Source organism: Alteromonas lipotrueae, from assembly GCF_019249215.1.
Taxonomy (GTDB): Bacteria; Pseudomonadota; Gammaproteobacteria; order Enterobacterales; family Alteromonadaceae; genus Alteromonas; species Alteromonas lipotrueae.
This window is the reverse complement of sequence record NZ_JAESDI010000006.1, coordinates 66,960-84,677: the sequence shown is the minus strand read 5'-3', so window position 1 is coordinate 84,677 and position 17,718 is coordinate 66,960. Positions and strand designations below refer to the sequence as shown.

Here is a 17,718-nt window from a genome sequence, read left to right as displayed (position 1 = left end):
ATTGCGCTGGTATTTTTGCGCGCAAAGGTATTTACAGAAAAAGGTGCTTGCAGGTAAAGGTACTGGCAGAAAAAGCTACTGGCAAAAAAGGTTTAATTCAATCTAAGCACGATAACGCCGACAAAAGCAGCGGTTAAGCCTAGCACTTCTTGACGGCTAAATGTTTCTTTCAAAACAATATGAGAATAAAGGAGAATAAGTAAAATATTCATTCCTGAAATTGCGGAAACTAACCCAGTATTACCAATAGAAAAAGCGGATATTATTGCAACCATTCCACTTACATTTGCGACCCCTACTATCAGTCCGCAAGAGAAGGTTTTTATTTCTGACCAATGAGTTTTCTCTGAATATTGAGACCCTATAAATTTCTTACGCTTTGCTAACCATCTCATGGCAAAAAGGAAACTTCCAAAGCCGAACATAGACGTTAACGTCGCAAAAACATCTGCCTCTAAAAGTGTGGACTGTTTACCCATTAAATCAGTAAACGTAAAGCACAGTGCAGCCAGTAGCCCCCATTGCGCCCCTTTTAAATTATTAATAGAGATATCTGAAGAATATCTAATAATACAAAGACCACAAAAAATAATTACAAATCCAATTAATTGAATGGATGTTAACGTCTCATTCCAAAGTAAAAAGGCAAAGATGAGAACAAACAAAGGCGTCAACCCTGCTAGAACGCTGATGAGTGATGCTTTTCCTACTGAAAACCCTTTGTGTAAAACAGTATTAGCGGCGAAAGATCCAAAGCCTAGCCCCATACCAACAGCGACATCTGCCCAGCCGTACCATCGTTGATTTAACAACAGTACCCCTACTACGCTGATGATAAAACCTATACAGAAAACACCAAATAGTAGTAGATCGCGATTTAAGCTTTTCTGCGATGTCCATTGATACAAGATCCCTCGCAAACCAAAGAAAAAGGTTGCGAGCAAAGCATAAACAATCCACATAATAAATGAATCTCATGTTCGTAATGATTTAATAGCTTAAAGTGAAAAAACAGCGCTTATAAATTAATAACCTGTTTTATTTATAGATGTCTGGGATTCTATCGTTTCATTATATGCTTTATTGATGATTATTTTATTTCAACTAGATGAAAGCGTTAGCGTAGCTAAAGAACGCATTTACTAGACAGTTTTGTATGAATGGCAGATAGTTTGTAGAAACATACTTCATAGCCGCTTCACTACCCTTGAAGGTATTAAGCGACCGCTTCAGACAAGGAGCAGACGGTCAACGCCGCCAGCACGGGCAGCCACAGCACGCAGCGGTTTGGCTGTCCCTCTGAGTGGTTTTAGCACAGTAATTCCCATTTGTTTAAGTAGGGTGTTAAATCACCTTTCATCACGCGCTTTTCTTCTTTCCATTGTTTCGTGATTGTTGGAACTGCGTCACTTGGAACCACAAAAACATCTGGTGAAACATTCAAATCTTCGAATTTATTATTGTAAATAACGAAAACCCAAAAATGATTCTCCGTAGGTACAACGTTATTAACTACTAGTGATGAATAACCCCGAACAGCTTTCACATCAATTGAAATGGCTTTTTCATTTTCCAGAACTACACGAATATCAATTGCCTTCTTATTTCCTTGGCTGACATATGCCTCAACACCTCGGCGATATAACTGAGACAAGATGAAATACTCAGCAGCAATACCGGTATTGAATGAATTCGGTCTTTTTCTCTTTTCTGGCATGAACTCTCCTAAGTGCTAACGTCCAAAGAACGGGCTAAGTTACGCTTGCTAAAATGTTGAGATACGAAACTAAGCAAGCGTTACGTTTTCCTGTTAATTTGCTTGTTATGTTCATTTTCAATTTCTTCCCCAAGCTGTTTCATTAACGCTCTTTTATATTCATTTAACTCATCGGACTGTTCTTGAATATTTTTTGTATATTCATTCCAATCTTTTTCTTCCCACCCTTTAGAACTTTTTTTAAGGTATACCGTTCTATATATTTGACGCGCATGATCTCTGTACTTTTGAAAGTTTTGGTGCACTTCCAACTTTCCTAAAATTAATAACTTTGACTCCGCACAGGAAAGGATCAAAAACGCTGCGTAGCATTCTCTTTCTAACTTAGTATGCTCTTCATCACAGTATGGTAGTTTTTCGTAATTTCCATCTCTTTGGTGATCATTCCAATTCCTAACATTTGCACAATAGTCAGAAAAGGTATTATTGAATTGTTCGATTGAATTTTGTGCCTCCATAAAGTGAGACAATTTCATTTCTATGAACTGTTTATCTAGTTCAGTATTTCGAGAGATGAGAGCGGTCTTTAATTGAGCATCAAAACTTTTTTCAGCTTGTTTCAATGTTGCTTTAAAGCCTAGCCATGCAACTGCTAAAGTGATTAGCAGAGGCAAAACCTGCTTTGCCAATTCAATAAGATTATTCTTTTGTTCAGGAATTACTGCTTTTTCTAACGCCTTAATTATCAGTTCTTCAGGTGACATGATTTATCCTCCATGAACATAACAGTTTATTACTGAGACTTCATAGTAACACCCGTTTCCACTGAAAAACCATTTTTGGTGTTTTCATGGGAAAGGTTAAATGTCTGCTCTACGTACTTTGAAGACCCATGAGCTAAGCTGACTGGCACCAAAAGACAAACAGCGGACATTCAACGAAGTCATTTTCCTAATTCTGAATTTGGTCACATGGGCCATTAGCAATAAGATTTCTATAGGTGATACGGCTGTTGTTTATTGCAGCCACAGCAACTAAGCTTAATTGCCTTTGATGATTTAATTAAAATTTTTTTGAAAGCTAAGCTTCAAATCGAGCTCAATTATTTCCAGCAATCACGTATCGGCCACCAAGCAAAACAGAAGAACAACAAAACAAAGACAGTCACTCTCTAGGCTCAAATATTGGCAGCCAGCGCGCTACCCATTGAAGAAATGGCCAATGAAAAACCCAGCATTCTCCACGGCACAAAACACGGCAATCATGTGCACGCGTTAAGCCAACCAAGCTTCTCAGCAGGTGACAAAATATGGCTGACTATTCAGCAATGGAATGGTGAGTTGCTCACCTTGTCGTGGGAACTGCCTGCGCATTATTTTGCAGCAATCTAGCGCTTATTTAGCATGTTCATGAGTTTCAGGTTAAAAGCTTGAGGCAGTTTCAGTATCAATATCAAAGCCGTCGATGGCAGGAAGCACGAAGTTTTCGATGTAGCGCAGTAGTTGATCAAAGGCTAAATGGCTGTCTGTTTTGAGATAAAGTTGTTCGGCCGTGTGTTGGATAATAATCCGAGCAACCATCAGCGTTTCTTTGTGCTGTTGATTAGCCATACTGTTCAATTTGGCTTCATCACCTTTGCGTAGAAAACGTGATGCGTCTTCGCGCAGTGCAGTAACTTCAATCCCGTTAATAAACTCCAGTGTCATCAGAGTAACCAAATAGCCATAGCTGAACTTCGACTGCTGGCTATTCATAGTGCCGACAGCCTGTTGCAATCCGATTTGATCTTCCTTATCAGTCACCAGCCGAATGAGATTATAACTGTTGTCCAAACGCTTTAACTGCCTTGCGTTACATAAGCCAAAGTGGGTTGTCCAATAGTAAAGCGCGGCTTTTTGATGATCACTTAAGCCGGGAAGAATCTCTGGTTCAGGCTTAGGATCATCCTCTAATATCATTTTTACCCAATCAACTTCGGTAAATCCCTCGCCCTCAATATCTGAATCTGCATCTCGTTTCCGCATCTCCGTGGTCACGGCAGCGATATCTGGTTCATCAAGATCTGGAGTCGAAGCATTAATCTCTTGTTTTTTTGGTTCTCTGTCTTCGGCGATATTTTTCAACCAATTCAGTTTTTTATCGCCTTTTTCCTGCCAGATGTCACTTAAAAATCCTGTTAGCGATTTGTTGTCACCATCACTTACTACCACAGGCAGTTGAATCATTTTCGCCAGATAATCGCGAGCAATGGCACGCGCATCCTGCAGTGTATGGTACGGCTCAATATCCTTGTAATGCAGCGCCAACGCAGCCAGTGCAATGCGCTGATCAACCGCCACAACCACGGTGACTTGGGGTATATGCAGTACCAGCCGAATTGCTTCAAAGGTTTTTACTATGCCTTTTGGACTGCAGCGATCGAGGTCATCCACCACGAACAATAAACGTCGGGGCTTCGATACTTTGCCCAAATGATCATGACATTGTTCTTCAACAAAACCGAGGCGAATATTGGCGATCAGACGAATATCCTTTTGCATTTCGGTAATTTCACCAATATGCGAGACGTAGTTCGGCAACTTTATATAGGTAAGGAATTCCTTGGTCATGGGTTGGGAAACAATATCACGCAGTTGTTTAGGGAATTGCCACAAACTGGCCAATAAGGCAACAAGCGCGCCGCTGGTTAATGGTTTTGAAAAGTCAGGTAAAGTATTTTGGCTTAGCCCATCAGCTACTAACCATGACAACGCTGCGACGAAAAGCACAAACCAGCCCATTGATTGGAGCACTTTGGTAAAGTGCTTTTGCATGGCAAAGGCATAAATAAGCCGAATACGCCCGCCCACTGTCCATAGTAACTGTCGGACAAGATTCAACATCGAGCATGTTAGGCGCTTGTACCACTTGCTTTTGGTGTCAACAGGCTGTAGCCGGTCACAACAGGTTAACGCCGAAATCACTTCGTGAGCCATCGCCGCCTGACTATTTTTGGCATGCTCATAGGCCCAGGCGTTAAACTCGCCGAAGAGAAATGGCTGTCTACAGTCGCGGGATTTAAGTTCTTTTTTCAGTAATGCCAGCACTTGGGTTTTGCCGCTACCCCAGTGCCCCATTAACCCGATAGTAAGCGGTTGGGTATGCGCGTCATCACAAAGAATACCTGCCAGTCCGCTAACCAACGCTCCGCGGTTTAAGGTATCTTTTTTACTATTGGCGTCTTCGGCGGTTAGTTTACTCTGTGCCTCATACAAGGTTTCCGAGATAGCAGTGTCTTTATCCGCCGTTGCGCTTCCATTCAAATACCCCTCATAGAGGGTTAGCATGTGTGCCAGTGCATTTACATTGTCAGGATTCGAATCGGGTATTTCGCGAATAAGGGAGTTGACAGCGGGACTAAATTTGTTGTCTTTTATCGCCTTTATTTCTTCCGGGCAGCTTTCTAACCAAAGTGGACTATTCAGTACACTATTAGTCGAATCTCCATTTTCGGCGGTTTTGAGATCCTGTAAAAAGGCGCCTCTGACGACGTCGACGGACGAGGCGACCTCGACGGAAGAGGTGGAGGAGGCTCTGGTGGATCTGGCGGAGGAGGCGGTGTTGAAGGCGGCTATGGCTGCGGTGGCGGCTCTGGCGGCGTCGAAGGCTGCGGCGTCCCAGGCTATGGCGTCGATGGCTGCGCCGGCGGCTCTGGCGGGGGAGCCGACGAGCTTGTCCACTTGTCGCTGCTCAGTGGGTAAACTCGCCTGTTGCAGTATTAAGCGAATAGCGAAAAAGCTCGCCAATAAAAAACGCGCACGGTTATCCTGTTCGGGATGTGAATTTTCCTTTTCATCTGCGTCATCATGCTGTTTTTCAGATGCGTGCTGATGCCCTTCACTGCCGATAAAAAAGTTAAAATGCCCTTCAACACCAAAGAGTGGAAATACACGCAGAGCGGCACGGGCGGCTAATACCGCTGGCCATAAGTTGTCTTTTTCCCATAAAGTATCAAGCCGCTTTTCAACCTCTTTTCGATTCCATTCCTGTTCGGTATTAGTCGACACCATTGTGTGAATACACTCCGTTGTTTTTACACGAGTTTATTGAATTATGGGTGAATTTTTCTGCCTATTATCTAGCATGGTCATTGTTCACTTAATTGGCAAGTGTTGATACTGCCTGTTTGAAGTGGATGCCGGATCAAGTCTGGCATGACGACCGTATTGGCTTCAAAGAAACCTGACGCTCAAACCACATTGACTGAACCAGTCAACCACTCTCTACCATAGACTGGTCTATCAGTGTGCAGTTGATAATAGTGAGAGTCTACTAAACTTTAGGGTGGAAAATTCATAACTTCAAGGTCTGCATCACGTACAAAGCTGCCGCATACCCAAATAGCCCCAAAAGGCTATTACTGGCGCTTAGCTGCCTATAAAATACCGCAGCAAATAAAAAGGCCTATTCCCGCAGGAATAGGCCTTTTAGAAAATTATCAATGTTGGAATCTATATTAGGGTTAGTAAATATTAACGTATCTTCCTAACCCTGCTGCAAAATCCCAAACATCAACTTAAACCGCAGCACACACTCGCGTACCTTGGTCGATAGCACGTTTTGCATCTAGCTCAAGCGCTTCATCAGCACCACCAATAAGGTGATAAGGCATATTAAGCCCTTCAACGATGTCGCGCATTGGCTCTTGGCCAGCACAAATAATCACGTTATCGACAGGAAGTAGTTGGCTTTCACCATTAACAGTAATATGTAAGCCTTCATCGTCAATTTTGTCGTAGGTTACGCCTGGAATCATTTTAACCCCTTTCGCTAACAACCCTACGCGGTGAGCCCAGCCCGTGGTTTTACCTAAGCCAGCCCCCACTTTGTTGGTTTTACGTTGTAGCAAGAATATCTCGCGACTAGACGGCTCAGGCTGTGGCTTAACCCCTTCAATTCCTGAACGCGCGGTAAAGGTCATATCAATACCCCACTCTTTCATAAACGCAGGAATATCCTGGCTTGGGGTCGATTTACCGTGTGATAAGAACTCGGCCGTATCGAAGCCGATACCACCGGCCCCAATAATGGCTACGCGCTGCCCTACTGGCTTTTTCGCTTTAAGCACGTCTAAGTAGCTCATCACTTTTTCATGCTCAACGCCTTCAATGGCAGGCGTGCGCGGTTTAATACCGGTGGCCACCATCACTTCATCAAAGCCTTCATCATTAAGCATGGCTGCATCAACTCTGGTATTTAGCTTTAACGTAATATTTTTGTGCAGCTCAATTTGACGAGCAAAATAACGCAAGGTTTCATAGAACTCTTCTTTACCCGGAATTTGTTTCGCTACATTGAATTGACCACCAATTTCGTTAGCACTGTCGTAAATCACTACGTCGTGACCACGCTGGGCAGACGTTACGGCTGACGCTAAACCTGCTGGCCCTGCCCCAACTACCGCAATGCGTTTTTTGGTGTCGGCCGGCACAATGTTAAGTTCTAACTCATGACAGGCACGAGGGTTAACTAAACAGCTGGTTAACTTGCCATTAAATACATGGTCAAGGCAGGCTTGGTTACAGCCAATACACGTGTTTATTTCATCTGCGCGATTTTGCTGCGCTTTGCGTACAAAATCCGAATCGGCCAAGAAAGGGCGTGCCATCGACACCATGTCGGCATCGCCGCGCGCCAACACTTCTTCCGCCACTTCCGGTGTATTAATTCTGTTTGAGGTTATCACCGGAATGCTCAAGGCTTCACGGAACTTCGCTGTTACCCAGGTAAAAGCGGCTCTGGGCACTTTTGTCGCAATAGTAGGAATTCGGGCTTCATGCCAACCAATACCGGTATTGATGATAGTTGCACCGGCTTTTTCAATCTCTTTACCTAGCTGAACCACTTCTTCGTAGTTTGAGCCACCTTCAACAAGGTCTAGCATTGATAAACGGTAAATAATAATGAAGTGTTTACCCACTGCTTCGCGAACACGACGAACCACTTCAATAGGTAGGCGGATACGGTTTTCATATTCGCCGCCCCAGTCATCATCTCTATGGTTGGTGCGCTTAGCAATAAATTGGTTTAAGAAGTAACCTTCAGAGCCCATAATTTCAACGCCATCGTAACCAGCACGCTGTGCTTGAGTGGCTGAAAATACAAAATCTTTAATTTGCTGTTCTATTTCGTCGTCTTCTAATGCCTTTGGCTTGAACGGATTAATGGGCGCTTGCACTGCAGAAGGCGCCACCAATTTATCGCTATAAGCATAACGACCGGTATGCAATATTTGCATACAAATTTTACCACCTGCAATATGCACGGCATCGGTAACTTCTTTGTGGTGATTGATAGCTTCGTCTGTATCTAGTCGGCGAGTTGATGGATGGGTTGAGCCTTCTTCATTCGGGCCAATTCCACCGGTAACAATAAGGGCGACACCGCCTCTGGCACGCTCTGCATAAAACGCCGCCATATGCTTATGGCCCTTTGGCATTTCTTCTAAGCCAGTATGCATAGAGCCCATTAGCACACGGTTTTTAAGCTGGGTAAAACCTAAATCTAACGGGCGAAATAAACTTGGGTATACAGGATGATCGGTAACGGTCGTATTCATCATAAATCCTTAACTAGTGCCTGTTTCTTAATGCTTTTATATTCTGCTTTTACAGCGTGTTACTCGTAGGCTATTCGGTTGCCTGCACGCTAGTCTTTCATCTTATTTACTGCGCCATGAAGTGGCTCAAAATCAGGAAGCGATTGGGTTTTCTGTGCTTCCATGGCTTTCATCACATCTTCCATTTGGAACATACCGGCTTGCCACGTAGCCATGTAAGTCAAACTCTCAGCAATAGTGTGCTCGGTCGCGAAATTAATCATGGTTTTAGTGCCTGCTACCGCAACCGGAGAATTCATCGCGATAGACTGCGCAACTTTAGTCACTTCGCTTAGCATGATGTCTTGGTCATCAAATACCTTGTTCACGAAGCCTAACTGCTGAGCTTCTTTGGCGCCAAAATTACGGCCGGTATACGCCAACTCTTTTACTACACCAATAGGAATAAGCTTAGGTAAACGTTGTAATGTGCCTACATCGGCGGTCATGCCTAATTGCGTTTCTTTAATGGTAAAGAAGGCATCACTGGTGCAATAACGCATGTCACAGGCGCTAAGTAAGTCTACTGCGCCGCCAATGGCACCGCCCTGTACTGCTCCAATTACCGGCATGCGGGCTTGCTCTATGGCGGTAAAGCTATCTTGCAATAGCATCACCATACGGCGCATGCGCTCTGCACGCCTTGATGGGTCGCCTTTAAAGTCTTGTGCCATGTTCAAAAATACCGACAAGTCCATGCCAGCTGAAAAATGCTTTCCGGTAGAAGAAATGATAATAACGCGGGCGGTGCCCTCGTCGTCTATCGCGCGAATGGCAGCGGGGAATTCTGTCCAAAAGGCAGGATTCATGCTGTTCATGGCTTCTGGCCTGTTTAACACGACCTTTGCAATATACCCTTCTTGTATCACTTCAAGGGTAGAATACGGGTTTTCTTGTGACATTGACTCGGCTTCCATTTCACTCTCCTGTTAACATTTTTGCAAACTAGACGGCGTCAAGATAAAATGCAATGTTGACACTGTCAAGATAAAACGTTATCTATTCGTCTCAACCATAAAATAGGGTTTGGTTTACACCAGTATGACAAATGCAGCACAAACTTATCATCATGGCGATCTACGCACGGCGTTATTAGAGGCGGCAACCAAACGGGTGGCAGAATTCGGCATAGACAGCTTGTCACTTAGAAAGCTTGCGGAAGATGCTGGTGTGTCGCGAACCGCACCCTATCATCATTTTAAAGACAAAAGCGCCTTGTTAAGTGCTATTGCGGCAAAAGGTTTTAGCCAGTGGCATACCACCGCCAAGCGAATATTCGATCAGCATGATGTGGCACCCCAGTTGCGATTTCGTCAGTTTATTCATGAATATATAGGGTACGCGGCGGATAACCCGCAAATGTATGAGCTTATGTTCGGTCGTACTATTTGGCACGACAATGGCGCAACACAGGGGCTCAAAGAAGTGGCTTACCCTTGCTTTCAGTTTCAAGTTGATATGACGAAATACTGGCAGCAAACAGGCCTACTACCGGCAGGGCAAGATGCGCTTCGCATGGCGCAAGTGACGTGGGGTACTTTGCATGGCATTGCACGGCTATTGATTGATGGGATTTATGCTGATCGCAGTCACATTGATGAAATGTGTGACTGCGCCGCCGATTTGTTTATGCAAGTGTCGAAAAACTAACGCATTAGCTAAATGGGCGCAACACGCCCTTCATGCTCGGCTTTAATAAAATCGACCGCTCGCTCCGCAATCATGATTGTGGGCGCGTTAGTATTTCCGCCAATAAGGCTTGGCATCACAGATGCATCTACCACACGCAGGCCTTTTACGCCGCGCACTTTAAGCTGATTGTCGACCACGGCCATAGGGTCGCCTTCACTCCCCATTTTACAAGTACCGATAGGATGATAAATGGTTTCAGCCCGCTCCCTTAGAAACTCAAGAAGCGCTTCATCAGACTCAGCATCAGTGCCTGGATGCAGTTCACTGCCTTCAAATTTATCAAACGTAGGTGCAGCTAACAGCTTTCTTGCCATTCGTATGCCTTCAATCATTACTTGTCTATCTTCAGGTTCCGTGAGGTAACCTGGGTCGATAAGCGGGTGATCGGCAGGATGGCTGCTTTGCAGTGTAATACTGCCCCTGCTTTTAGGGTACAAACAACACACATGCACGCCGTATCCATAACCAAAGGCAAACTTTCGCCCGTGATCATCTAATATAGCGGGCAAGAAATGAAATTGAATGTCTGGCCCTCGGGTAGCAAGGCTTGAACTTACAAAACCGCCCGCTTCAGCCACATTAGAAGAATAAATTCCCTTACGGTGAAAAAGATAATCGTACGAGGCCTTTAGGTACGAGGGTAATGCACCAGCAGCAATCGCATAACCTTCTCGTGCTTTACAGGTAAATTGAACAATAGCGTCTAGGTGGTCTTGTAAATTTTGCCCCACCCCTGGCAGGTCATTCATGACATAAATGCCTTGGTCTTCCAATTCGTTTCTTGGCCCGATACCGGAAAGCATAAGTAGTTGGGGAGAGTTGATAGCGCCGCCGCAGAGTATTACTTCGCTATTAGCCGCTTCACGGTTAATAGAATACCGCGCAATTTTGCCTTTTTCTCGTACTTGCACGCCAATGGCTCTGTTGTCGTCAAATAGTACTTTTTCCGCGGCCACACCGGTAAGTACAGTAAGATTATTGCGGTGAAGTGCTTGGCTTAAATAGCCTTTTGCGGTTGAGCAACGCTGTCCGTTTACTTGGGTAACATGATAATAGCCAATGCCTTCACGTATATCGCGGTTGAAATCATCTACAACATTAAAATCTGCGTGGCTTGCGGCTTCAACGAAAGCATCGGAAAGCACACTGGTGTGCTTAAGTTGAGAAACATGCAGCGGCCCACCTTCTCCATGAAATTCGTCTTCACCTTTGAAGAAGTTTTCAGAGCGTTTGAAGTAAGGCAGCACGTCCTCAAAACCCCAGCCAGCTGCGCCCTGCTCTACCCAATAATCGTAGTCTTCTTTTTGACCACGAATGTAACACATAGCATTAACGGAACTGCTGCCGCCTAGTGTTTTTCCTCGAGGCCAAAATAGCTCACGATCGTATAGTTCTTTTTGTGGTGCGGTATGATACCCCCACCCTATGCCTTCAAATCGGCTTAATAGCGATAAACCAAAAGGAATATGAATAAGCGGGTTAGTGTCTTTCGTACCGGCTTCTAGCATAAGAATTTTCAGAGCTGGGTTTTCAGATAATCGTGCCGCTAATACCGCACCTGCAGACCCACCGCCTACGATGATATAGTCATACTTACCCTGAATCTCATTCATGCATTGCTCCAAAACACGTTTACGCGGTGAAATACTCAGTTAATGCCTGTATTACTATGCAATTACGAATTGTAGGCGCATGACTGAGCTGTGCCGACTCTTATTATTAGATGCTTAGTATTAGTCACTTATTATCAAAAATAAAATGATATGCAGCATTGTGGTAAGACCAGACTATCAAAATAAACAGCCCATCTAAAAGTGATATGTTATATATTTTAAAAACTGTTTTATGTATAACGAGTTAAGACCATCATAGCCCGCCCGAGTAATTAAATGCATAGCATGAAAAAATGAAACTAGGTTTGCGCGACAGAGGTATGCTTCTTATTTCCCAGCTTTTAATCAAGCTAGGAAAGCTTCGCTACGACCAATTTTCAGCCGATGAACTCAATATGTTACTGTCTGAAAACCTGCCTCAATCGTTCCCCTTAGCCATACCGGCAGGCCAAGCTCATGTCGTGGTAAACAGTGGCAAATTAACCTTTAATGCCCCAAGCAACCGCCTATGCATTCAATTATTAGCGTCAATCACCATTAACGTTGCTGAAACGACCATTTATCGTGCCCACCTTATCATTACGCTAAGTGCATCACCGGACTACAACAAACATGAATCTACCCTTTATTTTACCGAGAAGCAGGTAGATAACATTACGATGGTGAATGACGACTACGCCTTATTAAAAGACACGCAATTTTTACTTTCTCGCTTTGTGCCCGGAAATTTAGATGCATTATTGGGCCGCTCGCTTAAAAGTATATTATCACTGGTAACCGTGGGTACTTCCGACCAAGCGGCAGAATATTTGAAGCTATTTTTAAGCGGCTCGAAACAAGCCGTACTTGATTTCCATAAGCCTCAAATTGAAAAAGCCATATTGGACAAAATGGCTACACTCCCTCTTCACCATATAATGCGCGAAGATCAATGGCGGGAAGTGCTTTTTGCACGCTATGGAAAAACGGTTAGAGTCGAACAAGCCTCGCTACGGTTCTATTTTTAATGTTCGCTTACAATCGACACAGGCACCGATTCTTCATGTTCCCCTATATCAGTAATACGCAGTCGTGGATTATCTATACAAGCCTCTAACATCTCGAAAGCTTCTTGCACATAACCGGCTAACGGCTGCAATGTACTGATATTTTTGTTGCAGCAAACAATACCTACATTGGCCACCCCTGCATAAGTCATCAACGTGATATTTACCCCGCCGCCTGGGGTCATGGTGGAAATGGGATAACAGGCTAGTAGCTTACTGTCTTTTAAATATCGCGTATCTCGTGGGCCAGGTATGTTCGATACCAAAATATTAGCGATAGGTTTAACCACATTGGAAATATTAAGCCATTCAAATACCAATGCTAAGGATTGGATCACGATGGTGTAACCACTGAAAGAAGCCGGTCGGGCTCGCATAGCGGCATGTTTAACTATTCTATGGTTAATAATAATCTGGCGTAGACGCAGGTAAGGGTCTTGATCGCCATGGGCCAACTGTACCGGCACAATAGCAATTTTATTGCCTGTGGTTTTCTCTCCTGGCTTTCTGAGGTTGATGGGCATATTGGTAAACAATGCTTTTTTAAAAACCTGACCATGATCTTTTAGTAACCGGTGCACGCCAATATCAAAGGCACACAAAAGTATCTCGTTGGCAGAGGCTCGGGTGCGTCGGGCTAGCGCTTTCACCCGTTTAAAATCGATATCTGTTGTAGTGACTACCCTTCCCGCTTCAACCTGCCCAGTTAACACAGTTTTAGTGCCTGAAAAAGGCACGGGCATATAATGGGGATTCACTCTCAACAACTTCAAAAAAATGCGTATTAAGATGACCAGCAAATCGAAACCGGTTTTTATAGCGCTTCCCACACTCAGTAAGCGTTTGTAGAAACTGGGGGAGTCATTGCGTTTATGTCGTAGTCGTTTCACCGCCCAAATAGGCGTGAATTCAGAATTATTAGAAGCAGAAACATAGCAAGACTGAAACCACCTTACTAAGGTCGCGCCATCGCCATACATATGATGTACCTTGGCGTAAATGGCATAGGTACTACTATTAGTATCGAAGATGAAATGGTATTGCCACAGAGGTTTATCGGGATCTAATCGTGCAGCGTGCAGTTGCGCGACAAATTCATCTAGATTCTGTCGGTTACTCACATCGTCAACGTGATGCAATTGAACATGATAATCCATGTTCAAATGTTTCACTGGAGAAAGTCCTACCGGATAGCCTAGCACGGTTTTTACAACGCAATTAAACGGTGAAGTCCCTTTTGCAAAACCTTTAATTTCATTATAAATAGCGGGCACATATTCAGGGCTTTTCGCCCCTTCTGGCATCTCAAGTAATTGAAGACATCCAACATGTTTTGGGTTGTCGTCGGATTCCGTAATCCAAAAGGATTTATCAAGAAAACTAAGTGTTTTACTCATCGACTATTCCTTTGTATTAAACATATCCTGTGGCACATGCTCAGTGACATTCGCTAATGCATGTGAACGCAACGCATCTAAAATACTGTTTTGTTGTGTTTCACTGAGTACTAATCGTGGCAGTAAGCTAACCATCATGAGCGACAGCGCATGATAACGCTGAGATGTTTCATCCATATGGCTGTTAGTTTCATCAAATTGACAAGACTGGGTAATAATGAGACTAAGTAAATCAACCAGCAATGTGAGATCTGAATGCGATGCGACCAATACCTTCTTATTGCTCAACGTAGTCAGTAATTGAGAAAGCTGCTTGCGTAAACTTGAAAGAATATTTTTACGGGGCTTTTCAATTAACGGATATTTTTCAACAATATCCGCTGGGCTTCGATAAAAAAACCGAAATACGTGCAAGCTGTCTACCAGCAGATACAAGTAATACATGACATCTTCTGCGGTAAGTGAATCTAAAGCGTTGGGTACCAGCATACGCTGCATCTGCTTTTCATGCATACGCATAAGCGCACTCACCATGCTTTCTTTGCCCTTGAAGTGGTAATACAAATTGCCAGGGCTAATATCCAACTCCATGGCAATATCCACACTGGTAACACCATTCTCCCCGTGCCGATTAAACAAGGTGAGTGCCGTGAGTAAAATTCGCTGTGATGTTTTCATTTATAAAAACACCAAATACAACTGAGCGAAGCCAGCCAGTAGCCCCAATATGGCACCTGTGACAATAAGCTTCCACTCGTCTTGTTGATAAGCGGGGCGTAACACCCCTTCAAACTCTTGTGCGCTTAAGGCTTGCATTCGTTCGCTTAAATCTTGGCCTACGTGCAACGCGTCGTTAGCGTAATCATAGGCATACAACAGATATTTATCTGAATTATCGAATATCTGCTTCACCGCCAAGGCTTTCATTTTATGATAATTTTCTGAGCCCACACCCAGGGCAAAATAAGGCTGAGTGATAGCGACATAGCGCTCAATAGCGTCGTTAACGTGAAGCTCTATAAGCTCCAAAAGTTGAGCTGATCCAGAGCCATGCAATATAACGTGGGTAATATTTTTAGGCGTGATCAACTTCTGCTCAATAATCTCAGCGTACACCTCAGACACTTCTTTTTGCCGTTTAAGAAACATCCCTTGTATGGTGATTGGGCCAAACTTAAAGGGTCGTTTAGGCTCAAATATAATTTTTATCGCAATCCAATTTGTTGCATAGCCCACTAGAAGTCCTCCAAGAGGTAGAATCCACCAGTTTTGAAAGAAATACCATAAAACCATGGTGGGTAGCCCGAAAAGGAAACCAAAATAGAAACCTGAGCGCACTATAAAGGGAAACTCTTTACTACCTGCGGTAAGAAAAATTTCATTAATTAACGAAGGTGAATTTACCAGTTGCTCAACAACAAGTTCTTTTATGTCTAGAATTTCGGCTACATTGTGCTGAAAGTCATCCACCATCTTGTGAACCACATTGGGAATATCATTTTCGATACGCTGATATACAAGGTTTTTTCCTTGCACGGGAAGCGCTGCCCACAATTGAGGGGCAGACTCGGACATAACGTCGTTAACGACTTTACGGGTAACCTGGCCAAGCCGTCGTTCTATTGCTTTGGTAAGATCGCTAGGGTCGATGCGCTGCGCGAGCTCTTCAACACTTAGCAACTTGCCTAAAACAAGCTCAACCTCAATTTCCGCCATTTGTCTGCGTTTAGCTGGAATTAACCCCTGCCAGCCAAATATAGGCTTTATCCCGACAAACTCGATGGGATAAAACATCATCTTTACCGCGAGGTAATTTGTTAACCAGCCAACCAGTGCGCTTATCAGCGGAATTGACAGCAAACTCAGTGTTTCTAAATTCCATTCCATATGGCGAACAACTTGCTCGAATTATATTTATTCTCTTTCAGGCTACTGAGTGCTTACGAATTGGTCAATGTTTTATCTCTAAATGCACGAAGGTTTCCAAAATTTATTAAAATACATCAAATAAACCCTCTTAATTTTGGTTGATTCTTGTTAGGTAGCGCATTCTAAATTTCCTTTGTACACTTTTTGTATGCTCACTCGTGACAATGAAAATATGGCTTTATTTGACTTACGTTTAAAAAAATTAGACCAAGACATTGCCCATGCATCAAGTTATCAAGCGTACCAAGAAGCTTGCTTAGCGCATGACGAAATTTCCGGTGCAGAAGCGTGGAAAGCCGATGATGCATCAGATGATTACGATTACATACTTATCCAAAAACGGGTTCAGCGCTTAAAAATTGCAAGAGGCAATGGCGACATGCATGCGCTTATGTCAATTATTCATGAAGGCTTGCATGGGAATCTGGGCAATATTGCAAACCCAGCTATGCGCCGCAAATGCAAGTTGGGCACTAAGTATCTCATCGTGCAATTCATTGAAGAGGTCAAGCTAGCTCTTGATCAAATTTACCAAGCCAATGAAGACGATGTTGACTTTTATGAGAAGCTGTCATTTTTTGAAGAAACCGCCCATGCATTCGGACGCAGCTGTCTTATGCTATCTGGCGGGGCTGGATTGGGGTTCTTTCATTGCGGGGTGGTAAAGTCGTTAAATGAAAAAGAGCTGTTACCTTCTGTTGTGTCAGGCGCAAGTGCTGGTTCCATTATTGCCGCCTTGGTCGGCACACGCACTCATGATGAACTACTCGAGGCGTTAAGTGCTGAAAATATCTACGAAACTTTCAAAAAATGGCGAAGTTGGGCGGGGTTTGGCAGAAATAGTTTGTTTGATAGCACTGCCTTAGAGAATGCATTAATCAACCTTTTCGATTTAACCACCTTTGAGGAAGCTTATAAAAAGACCCGTCGCCATGTAACCGTAACGGTATCGCCTGCAGATTTACACCAGCATTCTAGGCTACTAAATGCCAAAACGTCGCCTAACGCCATTATCACCCAAGCGGTAAGAGCGTCTTGTGCCGTGCCGGTAGTATTCAGCCCTGTTCAACTTCGCGCTAAAACACCTGCAGGTAATATTGTCCCTTATATTCCTAACCGACGTTTCGCTGACGGCTCGCTAATGGCCGATTTGCCCTTTGACAGGCTTGCAAGATTGTACGGTGTTAATCACAGCATTGTAAGCCAAACCAATCCGCTCGCCGTGCCATTCATTCAATCTACGCGCATCAACCCTCAATCATTGTGGGGGCTATCAACGCGTCACGTGGGGCAACTTTTAAAAAGTAACAGTATTTTTGCCATCGATATAATTGAAAATATGACTGACAATAAGGGCGCTAAACTTGCTATTCATAAAGTGAAGTCTATTATCGATCAGCAATATGTTGGGAACATAAACATTCTTCCCAAGCGACAAATCCGCAATTTGACACAGGTTATCGCGAATCCCAGCTTAGAAAGTATAAACGCGCTTATCGTGAGTGGAGAAAAAGCAACTTGGCCGCAGCTAGATGTTATTGAAAAAAATACCAAAATTAGTGAAAGTTTGCGGTATTATCTTGGTAAATTGAAACAAAGAGAAGCGGTTGAATTAGGTCACAGTGCCTAAATACCCACCCCACGCAAGAATTTGGCTAGCTTTGGGGTTAAACAAACACGAAGGATA

General features: G+C 43.7%; 14 protein-coding genes. 4 read left to right on the top strand and 10 right to left on the bottom strand.

Going from position 1 to position 17,718, the window contains the following annotated elements; genetic code table 11:
* Window positions 1-92: 92 nt before the first annotated feature.
* The 3 genes from JKP82_RS08235 to JKP82_RS08225 form a co-directional block, all read right to left on the bottom strand.
* On the bottom strand, window positions 93-962 hold the full coding sequence (locus tag JKP82_RS08235; protein WP_159531874.1) for a DMT family transporter: 870 nt from the start codon (window positions 960-962) through the stop codon (window positions 93-95).
* Window positions 963-1,309: 347 nt separating this feature from the next.
* Complete coding sequence (locus JKP82_RS08230; protein WP_159531876.1) at window positions 1,310-1,717, bottom strand: hypothetical protein; 408 nt, start codon at window positions 1,715-1,717, stop codon at window positions 1,310-1,312.
* 80 nt (window positions 1,718-1,797) lie between these two features.
* On the bottom strand, window positions 1,798-2,481 hold the full coding sequence (locus JKP82_RS08225; RefSeq protein WP_159531878.1) for a hypothetical protein: 684 nt from the start codon (window positions 2,479-2,481) through the stop codon (window positions 1,798-1,800).
* 420 nt (window positions 2,482-2,901) lie between these two features.
* Here JKP82_RS08225 and JKP82_RS08220 point away from each other — a divergent pair, with 420 nt between their 5' ends.
* Entirely contained in the window at window positions 2,902-3,108 is a 207-nt protein-coding gene (locus JKP82_RS08220) for a PA2404 family protein (protein ID WP_159531880.1), read from the top strand.
* Window positions 3,109-3,138: 30 nt separating this feature from the next.
* Here the strand turns inward: JKP82_RS08220 and JKP82_RS08215 are convergent, their stop codons facing one another.
* From JKP82_RS08215 to JKP82_RS08205, 3 genes are all read right to left on the bottom strand, one after another.
* Window positions 3,139-5,766: a KAP family P-loop NTPase fold protein gene (locus JKP82_RS08215; protein WP_159531882.1), complete on the bottom strand. Its 2,628-nt coding sequence runs from the start codon at window positions 5,764-5,766 to the stop codon at window positions 3,139-3,141.
* Between the two features lie 506 nt (window positions 5,767-6,272).
* Window positions 6,273-8,315 (bottom strand): NADPH-dependent 2,4-dienoyl-CoA reductase, encoded by a 2,043-nt coding sequence (locus JKP82_RS08210; protein ID WP_013783466.1) that lies wholly within the window; start codon window positions 8,313-8,315, stop codon window positions 6,273-6,275.
* 89 nt (window positions 8,316-8,404) lie between these two features.
* A complete protein-coding gene (locus JKP82_RS08205) occupies window positions 8,405-9,271 on the bottom strand; it encodes a crotonase/enoyl-CoA hydratase family protein (protein ID WP_159531884.1) in 867 nt (288 codons plus the stop codon).
* Between the two features lie 124 nt (window positions 9,272-9,395).
* Here JKP82_RS08205 and JKP82_RS08200 point away from each other — a divergent pair, with 124 nt between their 5' ends.
* Window positions 9,396-10,004 carry a TetR/AcrR family transcriptional regulator gene (locus tag JKP82_RS08200; protein ID WP_159531886.1) on the top strand — a complete coding sequence of 203 codons (609 nt, stop codon included), beginning with the start codon at window positions 9,396-9,398 and terminating at the stop codon, window positions 10,002-10,004.
* An 8-nt stretch (window positions 10,005-10,012) separates the two neighbouring features.
* Here JKP82_RS08200 and JKP82_RS08195 read toward each other — a convergent pair whose 3' ends face one another.
* A complete protein-coding gene (locus JKP82_RS08195) occupies window positions 10,013-11,659 on the bottom strand; it encodes a GMC family oxidoreductase (RefSeq protein ID WP_159531888.1) in 1,647 nt (548 codons plus the stop codon).
* Between the two features lie 293 nt (window positions 11,660-11,952).
* On the opposite strand from JKP82_RS08195, the gene JKP82_RS08190 reads away from it, so the two are divergent.
* Window positions 11,953-12,666: a DUF1439 domain-containing protein gene (locus JKP82_RS08190; protein ID WP_159531890.1), complete on the top strand. Its 714-nt coding sequence runs from the start codon at window positions 11,953-11,955 to the stop codon at window positions 12,664-12,666.
* Here the strand turns inward: JKP82_RS08190 and JKP82_RS08185 are convergent.
* Genes JKP82_RS08185 through JKP82_RS08175 form a run of 3 tightly spaced genes read right to left on the bottom strand, consistent with a single transcriptional unit; the run spans window position 12,663 to window position 15,989 of the window.
* The gene (locus JKP82_RS08185; RefSeq protein ID WP_159531892.1) at window positions 12,663-14,102 is read right to left on the bottom strand and encodes a wax ester/triacylglycerol synthase domain-containing protein; all 1,440 of its coding nucleotides are present in this window, start codon (window positions 14,100-14,102) and stop codon (window positions 12,663-12,665) included. The genes JKP82_RS08190 and JKP82_RS08185 overlap by 4 nt on opposite strands.
* A gap of 3 nt (window positions 14,103-14,105) precedes the next feature.
* Window positions 14,106-14,780 (bottom strand): TetR/AcrR family transcriptional regulator, encoded by a 675-nt coding sequence (locus JKP82_RS08180; RefSeq protein WP_159531894.1) that lies wholly within the window; start codon window positions 14,778-14,780, stop codon window positions 14,106-14,108.
* The gene (locus tag JKP82_RS08175) at window positions 14,781-15,989 is read right to left on the bottom strand and encodes a DUF445 domain-containing protein (protein WP_159531896.1); all 1,209 of its coding nucleotides are present in this window, start codon (window positions 15,987-15,989) and stop codon (window positions 14,781-14,783) included.
* 214 nt (window positions 15,990-16,203) lie between these two features.
* On the opposite strand from JKP82_RS08175, the gene JKP82_RS08170 reads away from it, so the two are divergent.
* A complete protein-coding gene (locus JKP82_RS08170; RefSeq protein WP_159531898.1) occupies window positions 16,204-17,661 on the top strand; it encodes a DUF3336 domain-containing protein in 1,458 nt (485 codons plus the stop codon).
* Window positions 17,662-17,718 lie beyond the last annotated feature (57 nt).

Bases quoted from the DNA above. Each gene is read 5' to 3' on its own strand.
- JKP82_RS08230 (WP_159531876.1), bottom strand. From the start codon at position 1,717: ATGCCAGAAAAGAGAAAAAGACCGAATTCATTCAATACCGGTATTGCT.
- JKP82_RS08185 (WP_159531892.1), bottom strand. From the start codon at position 14,102: ATGAGTAAAACACTTAGTTTTCTTGATAAATCCTTTTGGATTACGGAA.
- JKP82_RS08205 (WP_159531884.1), bottom strand. From the start codon at position 9,271: ATGGAAGCCGAGTCAATGTCACAAGAAAACCCGTATTCTACCCTTGAA.
- JKP82_RS08180 (WP_159531894.1), bottom strand. From the start codon at position 14,780: ATGAAAACATCACAGCGAATTTTACTCACGGCACTCACCTTGTTTAAT.
- JKP82_RS08195 (WP_159531888.1), bottom strand. From the start codon at position 11,659: ATGAATGAGATTCAGGGTAAGTATGACTATATCATCGTAGGCGGTGGG.
- JKP82_RS08190 (WP_159531890.1), top strand. From the start codon at position 11,953: ATGAAACTAGGTTTGCGCGACAGAGGTATGCTTCTTATTTCCCAGCTT.
- JKP82_RS08175 (WP_159531896.1), bottom strand. From the start codon at position 15,989: ATGGAATGGAATTTAGAAACACTGAGTTTGCTGTCAATTCCGCTGATA.
- JKP82_RS08225 (WP_159531878.1), bottom strand. From the start codon at position 2,481: ATGTCACCTGAAGAACTGATAATTAAGGCGTTAGAAAAAGCAGTAATT.
- JKP82_RS08235 (WP_159531874.1), bottom strand. From the start codon at position 962: ATGTGGATTGTTTATGCTTTGCTCGCAACCTTTTTCTTTGGTTTGCGA.
- JKP82_RS08170 (WP_159531898.1), top strand. From the start codon at position 16,204: ATGGCTTTATTTGACTTACGTTTAAAAAAATTAGACCAAGACATTGCC.
- JKP82_RS08215 (WP_159531882.1), bottom strand. From the start codon at position 5,766: ATGGTGTCGACTAATACCGAACAGGAATGGAATCGAAAAGAGGTTGAA.
- JKP82_RS08200 (WP_159531886.1), top strand. From the start codon at position 9,396: ATGACAAATGCAGCACAAACTTATCATCATGGCGATCTACGCACGGCG.
- JKP82_RS08210 (WP_013783466.1), bottom strand. From the start codon at position 8,315: ATGAATACGACCGTTACCGATCATCCTGTATACCCAAGTTTATTTCGC.